We start from the raw sequence: 15,627 nt of genomic DNA on the forward strand, positions 1-15,627 counted from the left end.
CGTTTTTGGGGCAAATTTACGCAAATTTCAATTTTTCTTTACGCGTAAGGTAGAAAAAACGTCCTGTAAGGAGTACCGCCGAAGTAATAAGCCCCAAAGTAAGCCCCAACCATATTCCCTTTACGCCCAAATCGGTATATTTGCCCAAATAAAAGCTCGCAGGAATGCCCACTATCCAGTAAGCAAAAAGGGTTATCATTGTAGGAATATTGACATCTCCTATGCCTCGCAAAATACCAACCCCTACGGCTTGCACACCATCAGCAAGCAGGTAAAATATGAATATGAAAAGCAGCCCTTTCGCTATTTCCATAACTGCAAGGCTGTTGTTTTTGTAAAGAGCAATGATATTTTCGCCAAATCCTTGCAAAATCAGAGAACAAAAAAGCATAAGAAGGCTTACCAAAAGTATGGAAGCCATACCCGAACGCATTACCCGCTCACGACTACCAATGCCCAAAGCTCCCCCAACCGAAATAGCCCCCGCAAACGAAACCCCCGCCGCAATCATATACGTAATGGTAGCTATGCTCAAAATAATGCCGTGAGCGGCAAGAGCCTCCACCGCCAACCAACCCGATGCCACCGTACAAAATACAAACACGCCTGTTTCAAAAAAGTACTGCAAACCGCTTGGAATACCTAATTTTAAAATTTGTGAAGTTTGCGTTTTGGTAGAGTTTCCTGCGAGAATATTAGGCAAAAAGGAAAGAAAAAAATTAGATTCCAGCACATACACTATCATCAAGCAAGCCATTACTACCCGTGCAATCAGCGTAGAAAGCCCCGAACCATACAAACCCATTTCAGCAAAGCCTAATCTGCCATAAATAAGCACCCAATTAAAAAAAACATTCACCAAAAGTCCCACTACCGTGATTACCATTGCGGGCATTGTTACGCCCAAACCATCGCTAAAATGCTTCACAGCCAAAAAAAACATCATCGGAAACATTGAAAAAGCTATTACTTGCAAATAGCTCTTTGCCAAACTTTCTACGTTCTCTTTTTGCCCAAACCAGTGAAAGTTCCAACTAATAACAAGCAGTAAAAGGGTAAGCAAAAAGCCTAAACTAATAGAAAGTTTCATTCCTGCAAAAAGATATAATCCACACTCCTGACCTCTACCCGAACTTTTGGCTTTAGCCACGAGTGGCGAAATAGTTGCAAAAACCCCTATTCCCAAACAAGCCACCAATATAAAAATGATATTAGCAATCGCCGCTGCTGCCAAAGGGGCATCATCACGCAGTTTTCCGACCATAATATTATCCGTTACGCCCATAAGCACACTGCTGATTTGTGCCACAATAATCGGTGAACTAAGCCGTAACATCTTTACAATCTCTCGCCAATACAAGCGAATAAAAAAGCGAATACGCATAAAAGCGAAGGTTTAAGCCTCTGATTAGATTGAGTTGCTACTTTGTTGGTTTAATGAGTTTTTGAAAATTTTTACAAGTTGGTAAATTTGTAAGTTTTTTTACAAAATTGCAAAAATTTAGCCGTATTTTGGTCAAAATATACTAAATTATACGTTTGGTTCTGAAAGATACTACCTGCAATTTGCCCGCTCTGCGAATCAGTAAATTCAGGGTTTGTTCTTTGGCATCTATAAGTTCATAAACTTGCGAAATATTAAGCAAAGAAGTAAAATGATTGTTGATAGCCAAAATTTCATCACCAACTTGCAAACCTGCTCTATGGGCTTCGGAAAGCGGGTGAATAGCCACAATTTTATATTCTCGGTAAAACTTTCCCTGTGAAATTAGTTCCAAACCCGAAAAACCTATATCAAAACCTTTATTATATTTCAGGTTAGGCGAAAAAATGCAAAACTGCTGTGGGTAGTTTAGTGTAACATCAAAACGCTCTAAAATGCCCATTCCAATACTACCATTACGACTTACCCCCTCATCACGAAAAGCTACCAAAGAGCTATCAGGGAAGGTTGTAAGTACGTTGAGCCAAGAGAATTTCCCGATTTGCAGTTGTTTAATTCGTGCTATTTTACCCAAAACTACTCCATTAACAGCCACTCCCAAATTACTTTGAATGTGCTTTTTGGGTAGCTCAATTCCCTTTCGGGTACCTATATCCAAAGAAACCGAATGCCCTGCTCCTGTATCTATGAGCAATCGCAAAGGAATAGTATCGTTGCTTTCATTTACGTAGGAAGCCCAAATGTAAGGTTTCTGGCGTTGCAAAGTAATTTTATGAATTTGCGAAGGTTTGCATTTCGGCAAAATTTTTTCTGTAAAATATTGCGGCTCGTAGATAAGCAGTTCTTTTCTGATATAATCAATTTTTACCACCAAGTTTCTGAAAAAATCATAACCCACAATCCCGCAAATACGCATACCTGCATAGGTAGAAATATAGTGTAAGGTCTGTGAGCAAACCAAAACATTTTGCTGGGAAGCTACTAAACTTCCTATCTGTAAGTGCTGTTTGGGAACAAGGTAACTTGTAATAATTTCTCCAATACCCCCACCTTTTACAATCACCTTTCGCAGATTTGAGGTATCCGCTTGCATAGTTTGCAAAAAGGTGCTATCAATAAAAATGGTAGTCCCCACTCCTGTATCTAATACAAAATTAAGCGTATCGGCTTTTTCGTTGAGAAATAAAGGTACAACAATGAGATTGTTGGCAAGTTGAAAAGAGATACGAGTAAATTTTCGGTTGAGTTTAGCAAATTTGAATCCACTGCTCATCTCTTGCGAAAAAGCAGTAAAAAACAAAAAATAAAATACAATCCCAATAGCTTTATGAAAGTACATTGGAAAATTTTTATACTTAACGCCTGTAATTCTTTCTTGTTAAAAAATGTATTTTTCTACGAAAAAATTACATTTTAGCAATAATTTTTTAGCTTTGCAAACGTTTTCTATAAAACCAAAACTTTATCTATATGCTACGCAAAAAACTTATTTTCTCTGCGTTAGGTTTGCTTGTGGCTTTTTGGGCTATGGGGCAAGCCAAATTGGTGCAGAAGGTAACCAAAAAAGGAAATGAAATCGTTATCCCTTACGAAAAGTACGTATTGCCTAATGGGCTGACACTCATTATCCACGAAGACCATTCAGACCCTATCGTACACGTAGATGTAACGTATCACGTAGGTTCGGCACGGGAAGAAATCAAGAAATCGGGGTTTGCTCACTTCTTTGAGCATATGATGTTCCAGGGTTCGGATAATGTTGCTGATGAAGAACATTTCAAAATTGTTACCGAAGCAGGAGGCACACTCAACGGAACTACCAATCGCGACCGCACCAACTACTTTGAAACTCTGCCTGCCAATCAGTTGGAAGTAGCTCTTTGGCTAGAAGCCGACCGTATGGGTTTCTTGCTGGATGCCGTTACACAGAAAAAGTTTGAAGTTCAAAGAGCCACCGTAAAAAATGAACGTGGGCAAAACTACGATAACCGACCCTACGGATTAGTACAGGAAAATGTTGCAAAAAATCTTTATCCTTACGGACACCCCTACTCTTGGCTTACTATTGGCTATGTAGAAGATTTGGATAGAGTTGATGTGAATGACCTCAAAAATTTCTTTTTGCGTTGGTATGGACCTAACAACGCCGTTCTGACCGTGGCAGGTGATGTAAATCCAAAAGAAGTGGTAAAATTAGTAGAAAAATATTTCGGTTCTATCCCTCGCGGACCCGAAGTAAAAAATATGCCTCCAATGCTTGCCAAGTTAGACAAAGACCGCTACGTTTCTTTTGAAGATAATTACATTCGCTTTCCCCTTTTAGCTATGGTTTTCCCTGTACCTCAAGCCTATTCTGCTGATGAAACTGCTTTGGATTGCCTTGCTGAAATTCTTGGACAAGGGAAAAATTCTATTCTTTACCAAAAAATGGTAAAAACCCAACAAGCTCTGCAAGCCTCTACATTCAATAGCACCAGCGAACTTGCAGGCGAATTTTCTTTTCAGGTTATACCTTCGCAAGGCAAAAATTTAGCCGAAATGGAAAAAATGCTTCGTGAAGCTATCGCCGAATTTGAAAAAAGAGGCGTAACTGACGATGATGTCAAAAAATTTGTTGCTAAACAAGAAGCAAATTTCGTCAATCGTCTTTCAAGCGTTTCAGGAAAAGCAAGTTTGCTCGCCGCTTATCAAACTTTTACGGGTAATGCCAATTACATTACAGAAGAGCTTAAAAGAATTCGTAGTTTGAAAAAAGAAGATGTTATTCGTGTTTATAACCAGTACATCAAAGGCAAACCCGCTGTTATTTTAAGCTACTACCCCAAAGGACAAAGAAACCTCATTGCCGCAGAAGATAATTATACCATTGATAAATCGGGCTATGTAGCTCCTGATTACGGCTATGCAGGGCTGAAATACAACAAACCCAAAGATAATTTTGACAGAAGCAAAAAACCTGCTCCCGGTCCTAATCCGGTGGTGAAAGTTCCCAAAGTATGGCGTTCTGAACTCAATAGCGGTATTCAAATTTTAGGAACACAAAACAACGAAATCCCTACGGTTACATTGCTTTTGAGCCTGAAAAAGGGCGGTCATCTGAATTTGTATCCTGAAAAAGCAGGTACTGCTGACCTTTTGGAGGATATGATGAACGAAGGCACTGAAAACTACACCGCCGAACAATTCAGCCAAGAACTTGAAAAACTCGGTAGTTCTATTTCAGTAGGCGTAGGTGATGAAGGTTTGGAATTTAGGGTACAATGTCTCAAAAAGAATTTAGACAAAACGCTGAAACTTTTTGAAGAGCGTCTCTATCGCTCCAAATTTACCAATGAAGATTTTGAGCGTATCAAAAAACAAAATTTACAAGCTCTCAAAAATCGCCAAACACAAGCCACTTTTATCGCCTCTGATGTATATGGCAAACTTTTGCACGGCTTCAAAGAAATTAGAGCTTACGACAACGCAGGAACTATTGAAACCTACGAAAAAATCACTCTTGATGATGTTCGCTATTTACACGAAATGGCAAACCTGAAACCGGGTAAAGTGAGTGGAAATTTGGTTATCGTAGGCGATATTACCGACAAAGAGATTTTGCCTAAACTGGCATTCTTGGGAAAAGTTGGCAAAGGCACACCCGCCGATGATACGCCTGAGGCTCGTCAAGGTTTCCGCTTCAAATATACTCCCGAGCCTATTCAGCCTATTGCCAAAACGCAAATTTACCTTATTGATAAGCCCAAATCGGCTCAATCTGAAATTCGTATTGGCTACGTAACACCTGCTGTTAAGTTTGATGCTTTGGGCGAATCGTACAAAATCAGTTTGATGAACTATATTTTGGGCGGGGCTTTCAATAGCCGTATCAATCTGAATTTGCGTGAAGATAAGGGCTGGACTTATGGAGCAAGGTCTTCGTTTATAGCAGGCGACTACGATATGCGATACACAGCCAGCGGCGGTATCAAAATTCAAGCTACCGATAGTGCCGTATTTGAGTTTATGAAAGAAATTCGTAATTACGCCGAAAGTGGTATTACTGAAAAAGAACTTGCCTTCACCAAATCCTCTATCGGGCAATCAGAGGCTTTGCGTTATGAAACTTCTTTCCAAAAAGCCTCTTTCTTAAATCGTATTCTTACTTACAATCTGCCTACAAACTTTACTGAAAAACAAAATGAAATCTTGAAAAACATCAGTAAATCGGAAATTGATGCGTTGGCAAAAAAATATTTGCCTTACAACAATATGGCTATTGTGGTAGTAGGCGATAAAAACGTTGTTGGCAAAGGACTGATGCGTTTGGGCTATCAGATTACAGAATTAGATGTAAATGGTAAAGTTTTGGTAGAAGACCTCGCCAAAGCAGAAGCCGAAAAAGCTCGCTTGGAAGCTGAAAAAGCCAAAGCAGAAGCCGAAAAAGCTCGCTTAGAAGCTGAAAAGGCAAAAGCCGAAGCCGAGGCGGCGGCTCAAAAAGGTAAAAAGAAAAAGAAAGACCGCAAGAAAAAGAAAGCCAAAGATGCTGAAGCTACGCAGTAAAATTCAATGCCCACATTTTACCGATGTGGGCATTTTTTATACAATTTGCGAGAGCTTTTATTTCTAAGTCCTATTCAAGTTGAGCCATTTCTGAACTCTTACATATTTCTCCTATATTGTCCGCCTACTTCGTACAAGGCTTTTGACATTTGCCCTAAACTGCAATATTTTGCTGTTTCCATAAGAGCCTCAAAAATATTACCATTTTCCACCGAAACTTTTTGCAAATATTTGAGCATTTCAGGGGCTTTTTGGGCATTTCGCTTGTGGAAAGCATCACGCATAGCTATTTGATATTCTTTTTCTTCGGTAGTAGAGCGTATCACTTCGGCGGGTACAATGGTTGGTGAGCCATTGGGGTCTAAAAAAGTATTTACCCCAATAATAGGCAATTCGCCTGTGTGTTTTTTCATTTCGTAATACATACTTTCCTCTTGTACCTTGCTACGCTGATACATTCGCTCCATTGCACCCAGTACCCCACCACGCTCCGAAATAGCTCTAAACTCATTCAAAACAGCTTGCTCTACAAGGTCAGTGAGTTCTTCTATAATAAAAGAACCCTGTAAAGGATTTTCATTTTTAGCAAGCCCTAATTCGTGGTTAATAATCATCTGAATTGCCATAGCACGCCTTACACTCTCTTCGGTAGGTGTAGTGATGGCTTCGTCGTAAGCGTTGGTGTGCAGGGAGTTACAATTATCGTAAATAGCATACAAAGCCTGCAAAGTAGTGCGAATATCGTTGAAAGCAATCTCTTGTGCGTGCAAGCTACGTCCTGAAGTTTGAATATGATATTTGAGTTTCTGACTTCTTTCGTTGCCTCCGTATTTGTATTTGATAGCCTTCGCCCAAATGCGTCTTGCTACACGTCCTAAAACCGAATACTCGGGGTCCATACCATTGGAGAAAAAGAAAGAGAAATTGGGGGCAAAGTCATCAATGTGCATTCCACGACTTAAATAATACTCTACAAAAGTAAAGCCATTAGAAAGCGTGAGAGCCAATTGCGTGATAGGATTAGCTCCTGCTTCGGCAATATGATAACCCGAAATAGAAACCGAATAAAAATTGCGTACTTTGTGGTCAATGAAATACTGCTGAATATCGCCCATCATTCGCAAGGCAAATTCTGTGGAAAAAATGCAAGTATTTTGGGCTTGGTCTTCTTTGAGAATATCGGCTTGCACCGTTCCACGTACTACGGAAAGCGTTTCAGCTTTTATTTTTTCATAAACTTCTTTGGGTAAGACTTGGTCGCCCGCTACACCTAAAAGCATCAGCCCCAAGCCATCGTTTCCTTCGGGTAGAACGCCGTTGTAGGTAGGACGAGGTACATTAAGGTTTTTATAGATTTCATCAATTTTTGCCTGTACTTCTGCTTCCAAGCCGTTCTTTTTGATATAAAGTTCGCACTGCTGATCTATGGCAGTATTCATAAAAAAAGCGAGAATCATCGGGGCAGGTCCGTTGATAGTCATTGAAACCGATGTGGCAGGGTGGCAAAGATTAAAACCTGAATATAACTTTTTGGCGTCATCAAGCGTGCAGACACTCACGCCTGAATTGCCAATTTTGCCATAAATATCGGGGCGGTGGTCAGGGTTTTCGCCGTAAAGTGTTACGCTATCAAAGGCGGTAGAAAGCCTTTTCGCAGGCAAGCCTTTGGAAACGTAATGAAAACGCTTGTTAGTCCTTTCAGGACCGCCCTCGCCTGCAAACATACGTGTAGGGTCTTCGCCTTCACGTTTGAGCGGAAATACCCCGCTGGCATAAGGGAAAAAGCCGGGTGCATTTTCGGTTAGCAACCATTTGAGAATATCGCCCCAATCTTCGTATTTGGGCAAAGCTACTTTTGGCACTTTCGTCCCTGAAAGTGAAGTATGATACAAGTCTTGCTCTATGATTTTATCGCGTACCTGAAACTGATATTTTTCGGCTTTGTAACGTTTTTTGGTAGCCTCCCAATCTTTGAGCATCGCCTTACATTCAGGGTCTAATTTTTTTTCAAGCTCATTGTATTTGTTGATGAGGTCTTTGAGGTAATCAGGCTCACCTTGAATATGCTCAATCACATACACCAAATCTTCACTTTGCTCCTTGATTTCAATCACCTTTTTGCCAATTTCAGCACGAAGCATATCAATCGTGCCTTTGAGTTGGTACATCTGACGAGCAATAGCAGTTTGCTCTCTTACGAACTTATCATAATTTTCGCTAGTTTCGCAGATTTCAGCTAAATAACGTACCCTTTCAGGCGGAATAATATAGACTTTTTCCGACATTTTCTCAGTAATTTCAAAGTCGGATTGTAAAGCCGTAACGCCTGTTTTCTCTACAATTTTATCCATTATGTTTCGGTACAAAACATTGGTGCCTGGGTCGTTGAATTGGCTTGCAATAGTTCCGAAAATAGGTAATTTTTCATCAGGTGTATCCCAAAGTCCTTTGTTTCGTTTATATTGCTTACGCACATCACGCAGGGCGTCCAAAGAGCCACGTTTATCAAATTTATTGATGGCAATTACATCAGCAAAATCCAGCATATCAATTTTTTCAAGCTGTGTGGCGGCACCATATTCGGAAGTCATTACATACAAAGAAACATCAGAGTGTTCTACAATTTCTGTATCCGATTGCCCAATACCCGATGTTTCTACGATAATCATATCAAAACCTGCAAATTTGCAAATATCAATAGCATCTTGCACGTATCTGCTCAAAGCCAAATTGCTCTGACGTGTAGCAAGGCTTCGCATATACACGCGTGGGTGATGAATAGAGTTCATACGGATACGGTCGCCAAGCAAAGCCCCCCCTGATTTGCGTTTAGAAGGGTCTACGGAAATTACGGCTATGGTTTTATCCTCAAAATCCAATACAAAACGCCTTACGATTTCATCAATCATAGACGATTTACCAGCCCCGCCTGTACCTGTGATACCCAAAACAGGAATTTTTTTAGATTGCCCTTTCAGAATTTGGTCTTTAATTTCTTGATAAGTTTCAGGGAAATTTTCTGCCACTGAAATAAGTCTGCCAATAGCTAAATGACTTTTTTCACTTGCCATTTGCAAAAGCGTTTGTAAATCTTCTTGGGGCTGAGCGGCGGCAGAAGCGACATTTCCTCCACTACTCGTAGTTTTATACAGATTAAAAGTAGAAAAATCGCATTTTTGAAGCACATCGTTAATCATACCTTGCAAGCCCATAGCTCTGCCGTCGTCGGGGTGATAGATACGAGTAATGCCGTAAGCGTGTAATTCCTCAATTTCAGAGGGCAAAATAGTACCTCCACCTCCTCCGAAAATGCGTATATGTCCCGCTCCTTTTTGTTTGAGCAAATCGTAAGCATATTTGAAAAACTCCACGTGTCCGCCTTGATAGCTCGTAATAGCAATGGCTTGGGCATCTTCTTGGATAGCACAATCTACAATTTCGGCTACGGAGCGGTTGTGTCCTAAATGAATCACCTCGGCTCCTGTGCTTTGCATAATGCGTCTCATTATATTGATAGCGGCATCGTGTCCATCAAAAAGTGAAGCCGCCGTAACAATACGGATATGATTTTTAGGCTTATAAGGGGCAACTTGTTGCATAATTTTCAGATTTGCGTGAATTTTCAAGAAACCATTGTAGCAAATATAACAAAATTTAGAGGATTTTGTACGAAAACCAGAAAAGTTTTTCTACGAATTTTTTAGTAAGATTTCTTTTTCAAAATGAAAAGGTAGAAGGTCTTTTACTGCAAAAATTTTTATGATACTTGTTCCTGTGTAAAGCAAGACTTCTATATTTTTACCTTGTTTTTCCTCAAACTCCATCATTACTTGCCTGCAAGCACCACAAGGCGAAACATACTGCCATACAGCCTCTTTGAATCGTGCCATAATCATTATTTTTTCTATCTGTACATCAGGAAACTGCACCCCTGCCCGAAAAAGTGCTACTCTTTCGGCACACAAGCCCGAAGGATACGCCGCATTTTCCTGATTTATGCCCTCTACAAACTCGCCATTTGTTAAGTATAAACACGCAGACACCCAAAAATTAGAATAAGGAGCATAGGCTTTTTCGTTGATAGCTTTCGCTTTGGCAAGCAAAATGCGTTCTATTTCCGAAAGTTCTGCTTCATTTTCATAAACCTCATACCGAAAACTAAATTCTCTCGTTTTGCTCATTTTACCTAAAAAGTTAAATTTGCTCTTGAAGTAACTAAATTTTTGTCAATTTATTACAAAAAATCTGAAAATGCTCACTATTTGGCAAGCAACCCCCAAAGATTTGCCTACTCTATTGTATCTTGCCCAAGAAACTTTCCGTGAAAAATGGATACCCATTGATGGCAAAGAACTTGTAGAAGCCTACATTCAGCAAAATATGCAAATTTCTCATTTTCAGAATGCTCTGCTAAATCCTGATATTTCTTTTTGGATAGCCTTTTGGGAAGAAAAACCCTGCGGATACCTCAAAATTATTCGTAACGCAATTCCTGACAAATACATACATTTGGGAAAAAATTTTCTGCAAATTGAAAAATTATATCTTTTTGCTTTTGCCCACAGGCTAAAAATCGGCTCGGAACTAATGAAAATTGCCCTGCAAGTTGCTCAAAATGAAAATTTTGATGTACTTTGGCTCGGTGTATGGAGTAAAAACGAGCAAGCTATTCGTTTTTATGAAAAATTTGGCTTTCAGAAAATCGGTGATTGGATTTTTATAATGGGCGATAAAATTTGCGAAGATGAATGGATTATGGCAAAAGTTCTACCAAGATTGCAATAATTTTCCTTATGGATATTGAAGAACTACGCAATTACTGCCTTGCCAAAAAATGCGTAACCGAAGAATTCCCTTTTGATGAAGTAACTTTGGTCTTCAAGGTTTATGGAAAAATGTTTGCTCTTTGCAATATTGCCGAAGAGATATTATCCGTAAATCTCAAGTGCGAGCCAAGCAAAGCTCTTACCTTACGAGAAGAGTACGATTTCGTTTTGCCTGGTTATCATATGAATAAAAAACATTGGAACACTATAATACTGAAAGCAGGTATTCCGAAAAAGCTCCTTTGGCAATGGATTGATGACTCCTACGATTTGGTAGTTGCACAATTACCCAAAAAAGTTAAGACAGAAATACTTGGCTATACAGGGTCGTAAGCCCATTTGAGGTAGATAGCTCCCCAAGTAAAGCCTCCCCCAAAAGCGGCAAAGATAAGGTTTTGCCCTTTACGAAGTTGGCTTTCGTAATCGGTAAGGCACAAAGGAATGGTGGCATTGGTAGTATTGCCGTATTTGTGAATATTAAGCATTACTTTTTCGGCAGGAAGCCCCATTCTTTGATAAGTGGAATCAATGATGCGTTTGTTGGCTTGGTGCGGCACTAGCCAATCTATATCAGACGATTGTAAGTTGTTTCTTTCCATTACATTGAGGCAAGCCTCTGCCATACCTTGTACGGCATGTTTGAAAACTATTGCCCCTTCTTGATAAACAAAATGCTCACGTTTTTCTACGGTTTCGTGGGTAGGCGGTCTGCGACTACCGCCTGCTTTCTGGTGCAAATGTACCCAACCTGCCCCATCAGAACGCATCCAAGCATCAATAATGCCCAAATACTCGGTGGTAGGTTCAAGCAAAACAGCTCCTGCTCCATCTCCAAAAATAATACAAGTGGCTCTATCTGTATAATCAATAATAGAAGACATCTTATCCGCCCCTACTACAATCACTTTTTTGTAAGTGCCTGTCTCTATGAATTTAGATGCTGTATGCAAAGCGTAAATAAAACCCGAGCAAGCCGCCATTACATCGTAATGAAAGGCTTTTTTGATGCCTACTTCGTTAGCAATGAGATTGGCAGTAGCGGGAAAAACAAAGTCAGCAGTAGCCGTAGCACAGATAAGTAATTCTATTTCATCGGGGTGAGTGCCTGTTTTTTCTAAAAGAGCCTGAACTGCTTTTGCCCCCATATAAGAAGTTCCTAATCCTTCGCCTTTCAAGATGTGTCTTTCTTTGATACCTGTTCTTTCTGTTATCCACGCATCAGTGGTATCTACCATTTTTTCTAAATCTTGATTGGTGAGTACATCATCAGGAACATAAGTAGCAATTCCTGTAATAGCGGCTCTTATTTGCATAGCATACGTGTATTAAGCGTGAAAAGCATTTTTGATTTTCAAATGAACCCGGCTTTCTGCCATTTTTTTGGCTATGCCTATCATATTCTGAATAGCCAAAGCCGAAGAGATGCCGTGTCCAATCACCACATTTCCATTCAAGCCCAAAATAGGACTTCCACCAATGGCTTCGTAATTGAGTTGATTGAGGAAACTATCGTTGATTTGTTGTTTTTGAGCAATATCATAAAAAGATTCTGCCATTTTGAGAATAACATTACCCACAAAACCATCACAAACTATTACATCAGCCTTATCAAAGAAAATATCTCTACCTTCTACGTTGCCTGTAAAATTCAGCTGTTTGTTTTCTTTGATAAGATTGTAGGCTTCTTTTACTTGCAAATTACCTTTCCCTTCCTCTTCGCCTACATTCATCAGAGCTACACGAGGACTGGCTATCTGCAAAACATTTTCGGCGTAGATTTTTCCCAAAATAGCAAATTGTGCAAGTACTTCGGGTTTGCAGTCGGTATTAGCTCCAACATCTAAAATAACTGCTGTTTTGCCATTCAGTTGGGGTACGTGACTAATAATGGGCGGACGAAAAACTCCTTCAATAGCCTTAACACTAAACAATGCCCCTACCATCATCGCTCCCGTATTTCCTGCACCGCAAAAGGCATCTACTTTTTGATTTTGCAAGAGATAAAAACCTACCGCAATGCTGGATTTTTGCTTCTGTTGCAGGGCTTTGGTGGGGTGTTCGCCCATTTCAATTACCTCATCGGCGTGAATAATTTGCAGATTATTAGATGCAATACCATACCCATTTAGCAAGGCTTGAACTTCATCTTGCTTGCCTATTAGCAGGATTTGAGCATCTGAAAACTTTTTTGCCGCCAGTACAGCACCTTCTACGGTAGCTTGGGGGGCAAAATCGCCTCCCATTGCATCAATGGCAATTTTCATAAGGCTACTTTAAGCATTAAAGGTGAAAAAATTTACACTTTTTCGTAGCCTTCAATCATCAATTTGCCATTATAGTATAAATTGCCATCTACAACGTAAGCACGGTGCATTACGTGAACTTCACCTGTTTCTTGGCAGGTAGTAAGAGGCACAGCCGTAATTTTGTAGTGTGTTCTACGCTTATCTCGGCGAGTTTTTGATATTTTTCGCTTAGGATGTGGCATAGTCGTAAGATTTTGGGTTTATGATTTTTTATTCTCTAAAAGTTTTTTAAGTTCTGCCCAACGAGGGTCTATTTCTGCGTTTTTCTCTTCTGTTTCTTTTTTTAATTCTTTTTCTTCACTGCTATACACCAACTTGATATCCCCTTCGTTACTTTTTTCTTGGTAACGTGGGTGAAGTTTTTTCATTGGTACGGCGAGCATAATTAGCTCGTAGATGTATTGAGCAACATTGATTTGCGGCGTACCTTTGGCAATAAGTTCAAACTCATCATCAAGTACTTCGTTGTGGTCGGAAAACTGCAAGACTTGTTTGCCCTGTGTTTGAAAAGGATATGAAAATATATCCAAACTTCTATCGCATACAAGCTCCAGATTCCCCTGAATATCAAAATCCAACTGCAATAAAGCATCGGATTTCCGCAGTTTCATTTTTACCTCAAAGTTGCCGTTCTGCACCAAAGACTCTTCAAAAAACTCAAAAAAAGCTCTGTTCCCACTCCAAGTATAATGATAATCCTTATTTTGAAGTTTGGCAATTTCAACGGTATATTCCTGCAAAATACCCACCTTTCTCTAATTAAGGACGCAAAATTAGAGATTTTTCGGCAAAGTAAAAAACTTTTTTGAAAATTTTTATTTTTTCTCTTCTTCCTTTTTCTCCTCGGCTTGTTTCTTTTCTTTCTCTTCGCTACCTGTCATTTTGTTCCATACGCCAGCAACAAAATTTTTGGCTTTACCAAGAGCTTCTCCTGCCTCTTCTGCCAAGTCTTCTAATTTTTCTTTGGCATCTTCGGCAAAATCTCCCAATTTCTCTTTCGCACCCTCAGCCCAATCACCCAGTTTTTCCATAAAACCTTCCTGTTGAGCTTCCTTTTTGAATACTTCTAAAGCCTTTTTGGCTTGCTCTTCTGTAATGCCTGCCTCAGCAACGAGCTTTTTTACTAATTCTTCCATAAAAAAAGGATTATTTTTCAGGCGAAAGCTACAAAAAAAAATAACTTATCCTCTAATTTTTTGTAAAAACTTATCAAAAATTTTAATTTCAAGCTCATATTGCAAACATTCAAATCTAAACTTTATGCCCCGAGTCCTTGCCATAGATTATGGTTCAAAACGTGTAGGGCTTGCCGTTACAGATAACGAGCAAATCATTGCTACCGCTTTGGAAACCGTATCCACAAGCGAAATCTTTGATTTTTTAGAAAAGTATTTGCAAAAAGAACCCGTTGAGGCTTTTGTGATTGGCAAACCCAATGCCTCCATTCAAAACGAAAGAACACTTGCCATAGAGGGTTTTGTTAGCAAAGTACAAAGCAAATTTCCTCAAATACCGATTTTTTTTGTAGATGAAAGTTTCACAAGCAAAATGGCTATGCAAACAATGCTTTCTGCAGGCAGTAAAAAGAAAGACCGCCGCAAAGAATCAGGCAATTTGGATAAAATCAGTGCAACCATTATTTTGCAAGATTTCTTAGAACAACGCAAACTAACGCGATAACAAAAATATTGTCAGCACGAAAGTTGTCATACTTGTAACAAGACTAATCACAGGTGAAGCATCACTAATCGCTTCCAAGAAAGTTTTACGAATAGGCTCTACATAAATAATATCATCGGGCTGAAGTTGCAGATTTACTCTTCTCATTCCTTCCACAGTAGAAAGGTCTATCACAAAAACATTCGGGTTTTTCAAATCGCCACGTATCAGGCGAATATTGGTAGCACGCGTATCGTTGGGCATACCTCCTGTCTGGGCTAAAATTTCCACAAGTGTAGTGTTTTCATTGAGCAATGGCACTACTTCACCTTTTGCCCCCTTAAAAACAATCACCCTTTTATTGAGAAATTGCGTTCGGACAAAGCAATTTTTGTATAAAACCGCATATTTTACAGAAAGTAAGCTATCGGCTTGGCGAGCCGTAAGTCCTTCCAAAGGCACTGCTCCCACCACAGGCAGATATACGCTTCCATCTACTTGTACGGTATAGGCTGTAAAATTTACAGGATTATTGAGGGTTTGCTGTTGCTGCTGTTGGTTTAGTAAATTAGGGTTGCCAATGCCCGTACTGGGGTCGGGCGGATTTACACCTTCCAAAGCTCCAATATACTGAATAAGTTGCCCTTGGTTGCTATAAAGGCGAAAAACCAATCTATCAAAAGGTTTAATGCGGTAATTATCTTCGGCATTCATTTTGGCGAGTAGTACTTTATCGTAAATAAGGTCGCCATTTGCCTTGAACATAATATTTTGATTATAAAGCCGACAAGACGTTAGGATAACTGCCAAAAGTAGTAACGGAAAAACTCTCATAACTTCATAAAAAAGC

The 15,627-nt window shown here is 39.6% G+C and carries 14 protein-coding genes; 4 read left to right on the forward strand and 10 right to left on the reverse strand.

Translation table 11 applies throughout. The features are described 5' to 3' along the window. Positions 1-16: 16 nt before the first annotated feature. Positions 17-1,384: an MATE family efflux transporter gene (locus tag Rain11_RS04510; protein ID WP_101358148.1), complete on the reverse strand. Its 1,368-nt coding sequence runs from the start codon at positions 1,382-1,384 to the stop codon at positions 17-19. Positions 1,385-1,526: 142 nt separating this feature from the next. Next, the gene (locus tag Rain11_RS04515) at positions 1,527-2,783 is read right to left on the reverse strand and encodes an aspartyl protease family protein (protein ID WP_101358149.1); all 1,257 of its coding nucleotides are present in this window, start codon (positions 2,781-2,783) and stop codon (positions 1,527-1,529) included. Positions 2,784-2,914: 131 nt separating this feature from the next. Between Rain11_RS04515 and Rain11_RS04520 the strand changes: the two genes are divergently transcribed. After that, positions 2,915-5,986, forward strand: a complete 3,072-nt coding sequence (locus Rain11_RS04520) for a M16 family metallopeptidase (RefSeq protein WP_101358150.1) — start codon at positions 2,915-2,917, stop codon at positions 5,984-5,986. A 98-nt stretch (positions 5,987-6,084) separates the two neighbouring features. Here Rain11_RS04520 and Rain11_RS04525 read toward each other — a convergent pair whose 3' ends face one another. Further along, positions 6,085-9,585 (reverse strand): methylmalonyl-CoA mutase family protein, encoded by a 3,501-nt coding sequence (locus Rain11_RS04525; protein ID WP_101358151.1) that lies wholly within the window; start codon positions 9,583-9,585, stop codon positions 6,085-6,087. Between the two features lie 90 nt (positions 9,586-9,675). Next, positions 9,676-10,167, reverse strand: coding sequence for a cytidine deaminase (gene cdd, locus Rain11_RS04530; RefSeq protein ID WP_101358152.1), 492 nt, complete (start codon positions 10,165-10,167; stop codon positions 9,676-9,678). A 70-nt stretch (positions 10,168-10,237) separates the two neighbouring features. Here cdd and Rain11_RS04535 point away from each other — a divergent pair, with 70 nt between their 5' ends. Both Rain11_RS04535 and Rain11_RS04540 read left to right on the forward strand, forming a co-directional pair. Next, complete coding sequence (locus tag Rain11_RS04535; RefSeq protein WP_101358153.1) at positions 10,238-10,771, forward strand: GNAT family N-acetyltransferase; 534 nt, start codon at positions 10,238-10,240, stop codon at positions 10,769-10,771. An 8-nt stretch (positions 10,772-10,779) separates the two neighbouring features. Continuing rightward, complete coding sequence (locus Rain11_RS04540) at positions 10,780-11,145, forward strand: MmcQ/YjbR family DNA-binding protein (protein WP_101358154.1); 366 nt, start codon at positions 10,780-10,782, stop codon at positions 11,143-11,145. Here the strand turns inward: Rain11_RS04540 and Rain11_RS04545 are convergent. The 5 genes from Rain11_RS04545 to Rain11_RS04565 form a co-directional block, all read right to left on the reverse strand. Then, positions 11,130-12,125 (reverse strand): beta-ketoacyl-ACP synthase III, encoded by a 996-nt coding sequence (locus tag Rain11_RS04545; RefSeq protein ID WP_101358155.1) that lies wholly within the window; start codon positions 12,123-12,125, stop codon positions 11,130-11,132. The two genes, Rain11_RS04540 and Rain11_RS04545, sit on opposite strands and share 16 nt — an antisense overlap. A 12-nt stretch (positions 12,126-12,137) precedes the next feature. Further along, a complete protein-coding gene (gene plsX, locus Rain11_RS04550) occupies positions 12,138-13,076 on the reverse strand; it encodes a phosphate acyltransferase PlsX (RefSeq protein WP_101358156.1) in 939 nt (312 codons plus the stop codon). 32 nt (positions 13,077-13,108) lie between these two features. After that, entirely contained in the window at positions 13,109-13,300 is a 192-nt protein-coding gene (rpmF, locus tag Rain11_RS04555) for a 50S ribosomal protein L32 (protein WP_101358157.1), read from the reverse strand. An 18-nt stretch (positions 13,301-13,318) separates the two neighbouring features. Continuing rightward, positions 13,319-13,858, reverse strand: coding sequence for a YceD family protein (locus Rain11_RS04560; RefSeq protein ID WP_133121506.1), 540 nt, complete (start codon positions 13,856-13,858; stop codon positions 13,319-13,321). Positions 13,859-13,933: 75 nt separating this feature from the next. Next, positions 13,934-14,254 carry a hypothetical protein gene (locus tag Rain11_RS04565; RefSeq protein WP_101358159.1) on the reverse strand — a complete coding sequence of 107 codons (321 nt, stop codon included), beginning with the start codon at positions 14,252-14,254 and terminating at the stop codon, positions 13,934-13,936. A gap of 124 nt (positions 14,255-14,378) precedes the next feature. On the opposite strand from Rain11_RS04565, the gene ruvX reads away from it, so the two are divergent. Then, a complete protein-coding gene (gene ruvX / locus Rain11_RS04570; protein WP_101358160.1) occupies positions 14,379-14,798 on the forward strand; it encodes a Holliday junction resolvase RuvX in 420 nt (139 codons plus the stop codon). Here ruvX and Rain11_RS04575 read toward each other — a convergent pair. Next, positions 14,787-15,542: a polysaccharide biosynthesis/export family protein gene (locus Rain11_RS04575; protein ID WP_165778078.1), complete on the reverse strand. Its 756-nt coding sequence runs from the start codon at positions 15,540-15,542 to the stop codon at positions 14,787-14,789. The genes ruvX and Rain11_RS04575 overlap by 12 nt on opposite strands. Positions 15,543-15,627 lie beyond the last annotated feature (85 nt).

The sequence above is a fragment of the Raineya orbicola genome (genome assembly GCF_002843425.1).
In the GTDB taxonomy this organism is placed as follows: domain Bacteria; phylum Bacteroidota; class Bacteroidia; order Cytophagales; family Thermonemataceae; genus Raineya; species Raineya orbicola.

What these genes read in the sequence shown, in the direction of transcription:
- Rain11_RS04510 (WP_101358148.1), bottom strand. Translation starts at nt 1,384, where the DNA reads ATGCGTATTCGCTTTTTTATTCGCTTGTATTGGCGAGAGATTGTAAAG.
- Rain11_RS04515 (WP_101358149.1), bottom strand. Translation starts at nt 2,783, where the DNA reads ATGTACTTTCATAAAGCTATTGGGATTGTATTTTATTTTTTGTTTTTT.
- Rain11_RS04520 (WP_101358150.1), top strand. Translation starts at nt 2,915, where the DNA reads ATGCTACGCAAAAAACTTATTTTCTCTGCGTTAGGTTTGCTTGTGGCT.
- Rain11_RS04525 (WP_101358151.1), bottom strand. Translation starts at nt 9,585, where the DNA reads ATGCAACAAGTTGCCCCTTATAAGCCTAAAAATCATATCCGTATTGTT.
- cdd (WP_101358152.1), bottom strand. Translation starts at nt 10,167, where the DNA reads ATGAGCAAAACGAGAGAATTTAGTTTTCGGTATGAGGTTTATGAAAAT.
- Rain11_RS04535 (WP_101358153.1), top strand. Translation starts at nt 10,238, where the DNA reads ATGCTCACTATTTGGCAAGCAACCCCCAAAGATTTGCCTACTCTATTG.
- Rain11_RS04540 (WP_101358154.1), top strand. Translation starts at nt 10,780, where the DNA reads ATGGATATTGAAGAACTACGCAATTACTGCCTTGCCAAAAAATGCGTA.
- Rain11_RS04545 (WP_101358155.1), bottom strand. Translation starts at nt 12,125, where the DNA reads ATGCAAATAAGAGCCGCTATTACAGGAATTGCTACTTATGTTCCTGAT.
- plsX (WP_101358156.1), bottom strand. Translation starts at nt 13,076, where the DNA reads ATGAAAATTGCCATTGATGCAATGGGAGGCGATTTTGCCCCCCAAGCT.
- rpmF (WP_101358157.1), bottom strand. Translation starts at nt 13,300, where the DNA reads ATGCCACATCCTAAGCGAAAAATATCAAAAACTCGCCGAGATAAGCGT.
- Rain11_RS04565 (WP_101358159.1), bottom strand. Translation starts at nt 14,254, where the DNA reads ATGGAAGAATTAGTAAAAAAGCTCGTTGCTGAGGCAGGCATTACAGAA.
- ruvX (WP_101358160.1), top strand. Translation starts at nt 14,379, where the DNA reads ATGCCCCGAGTCCTTGCCATAGATTATGGTTCAAAACGTGTAGGGCTT.
- Rain11_RS04575 (WP_165778078.1), bottom strand. Translation starts at nt 15,542, where the DNA reads ATGTTCAAGGCAAATGGCGACCTTATTTACGATAAAGTACTACTCGCC.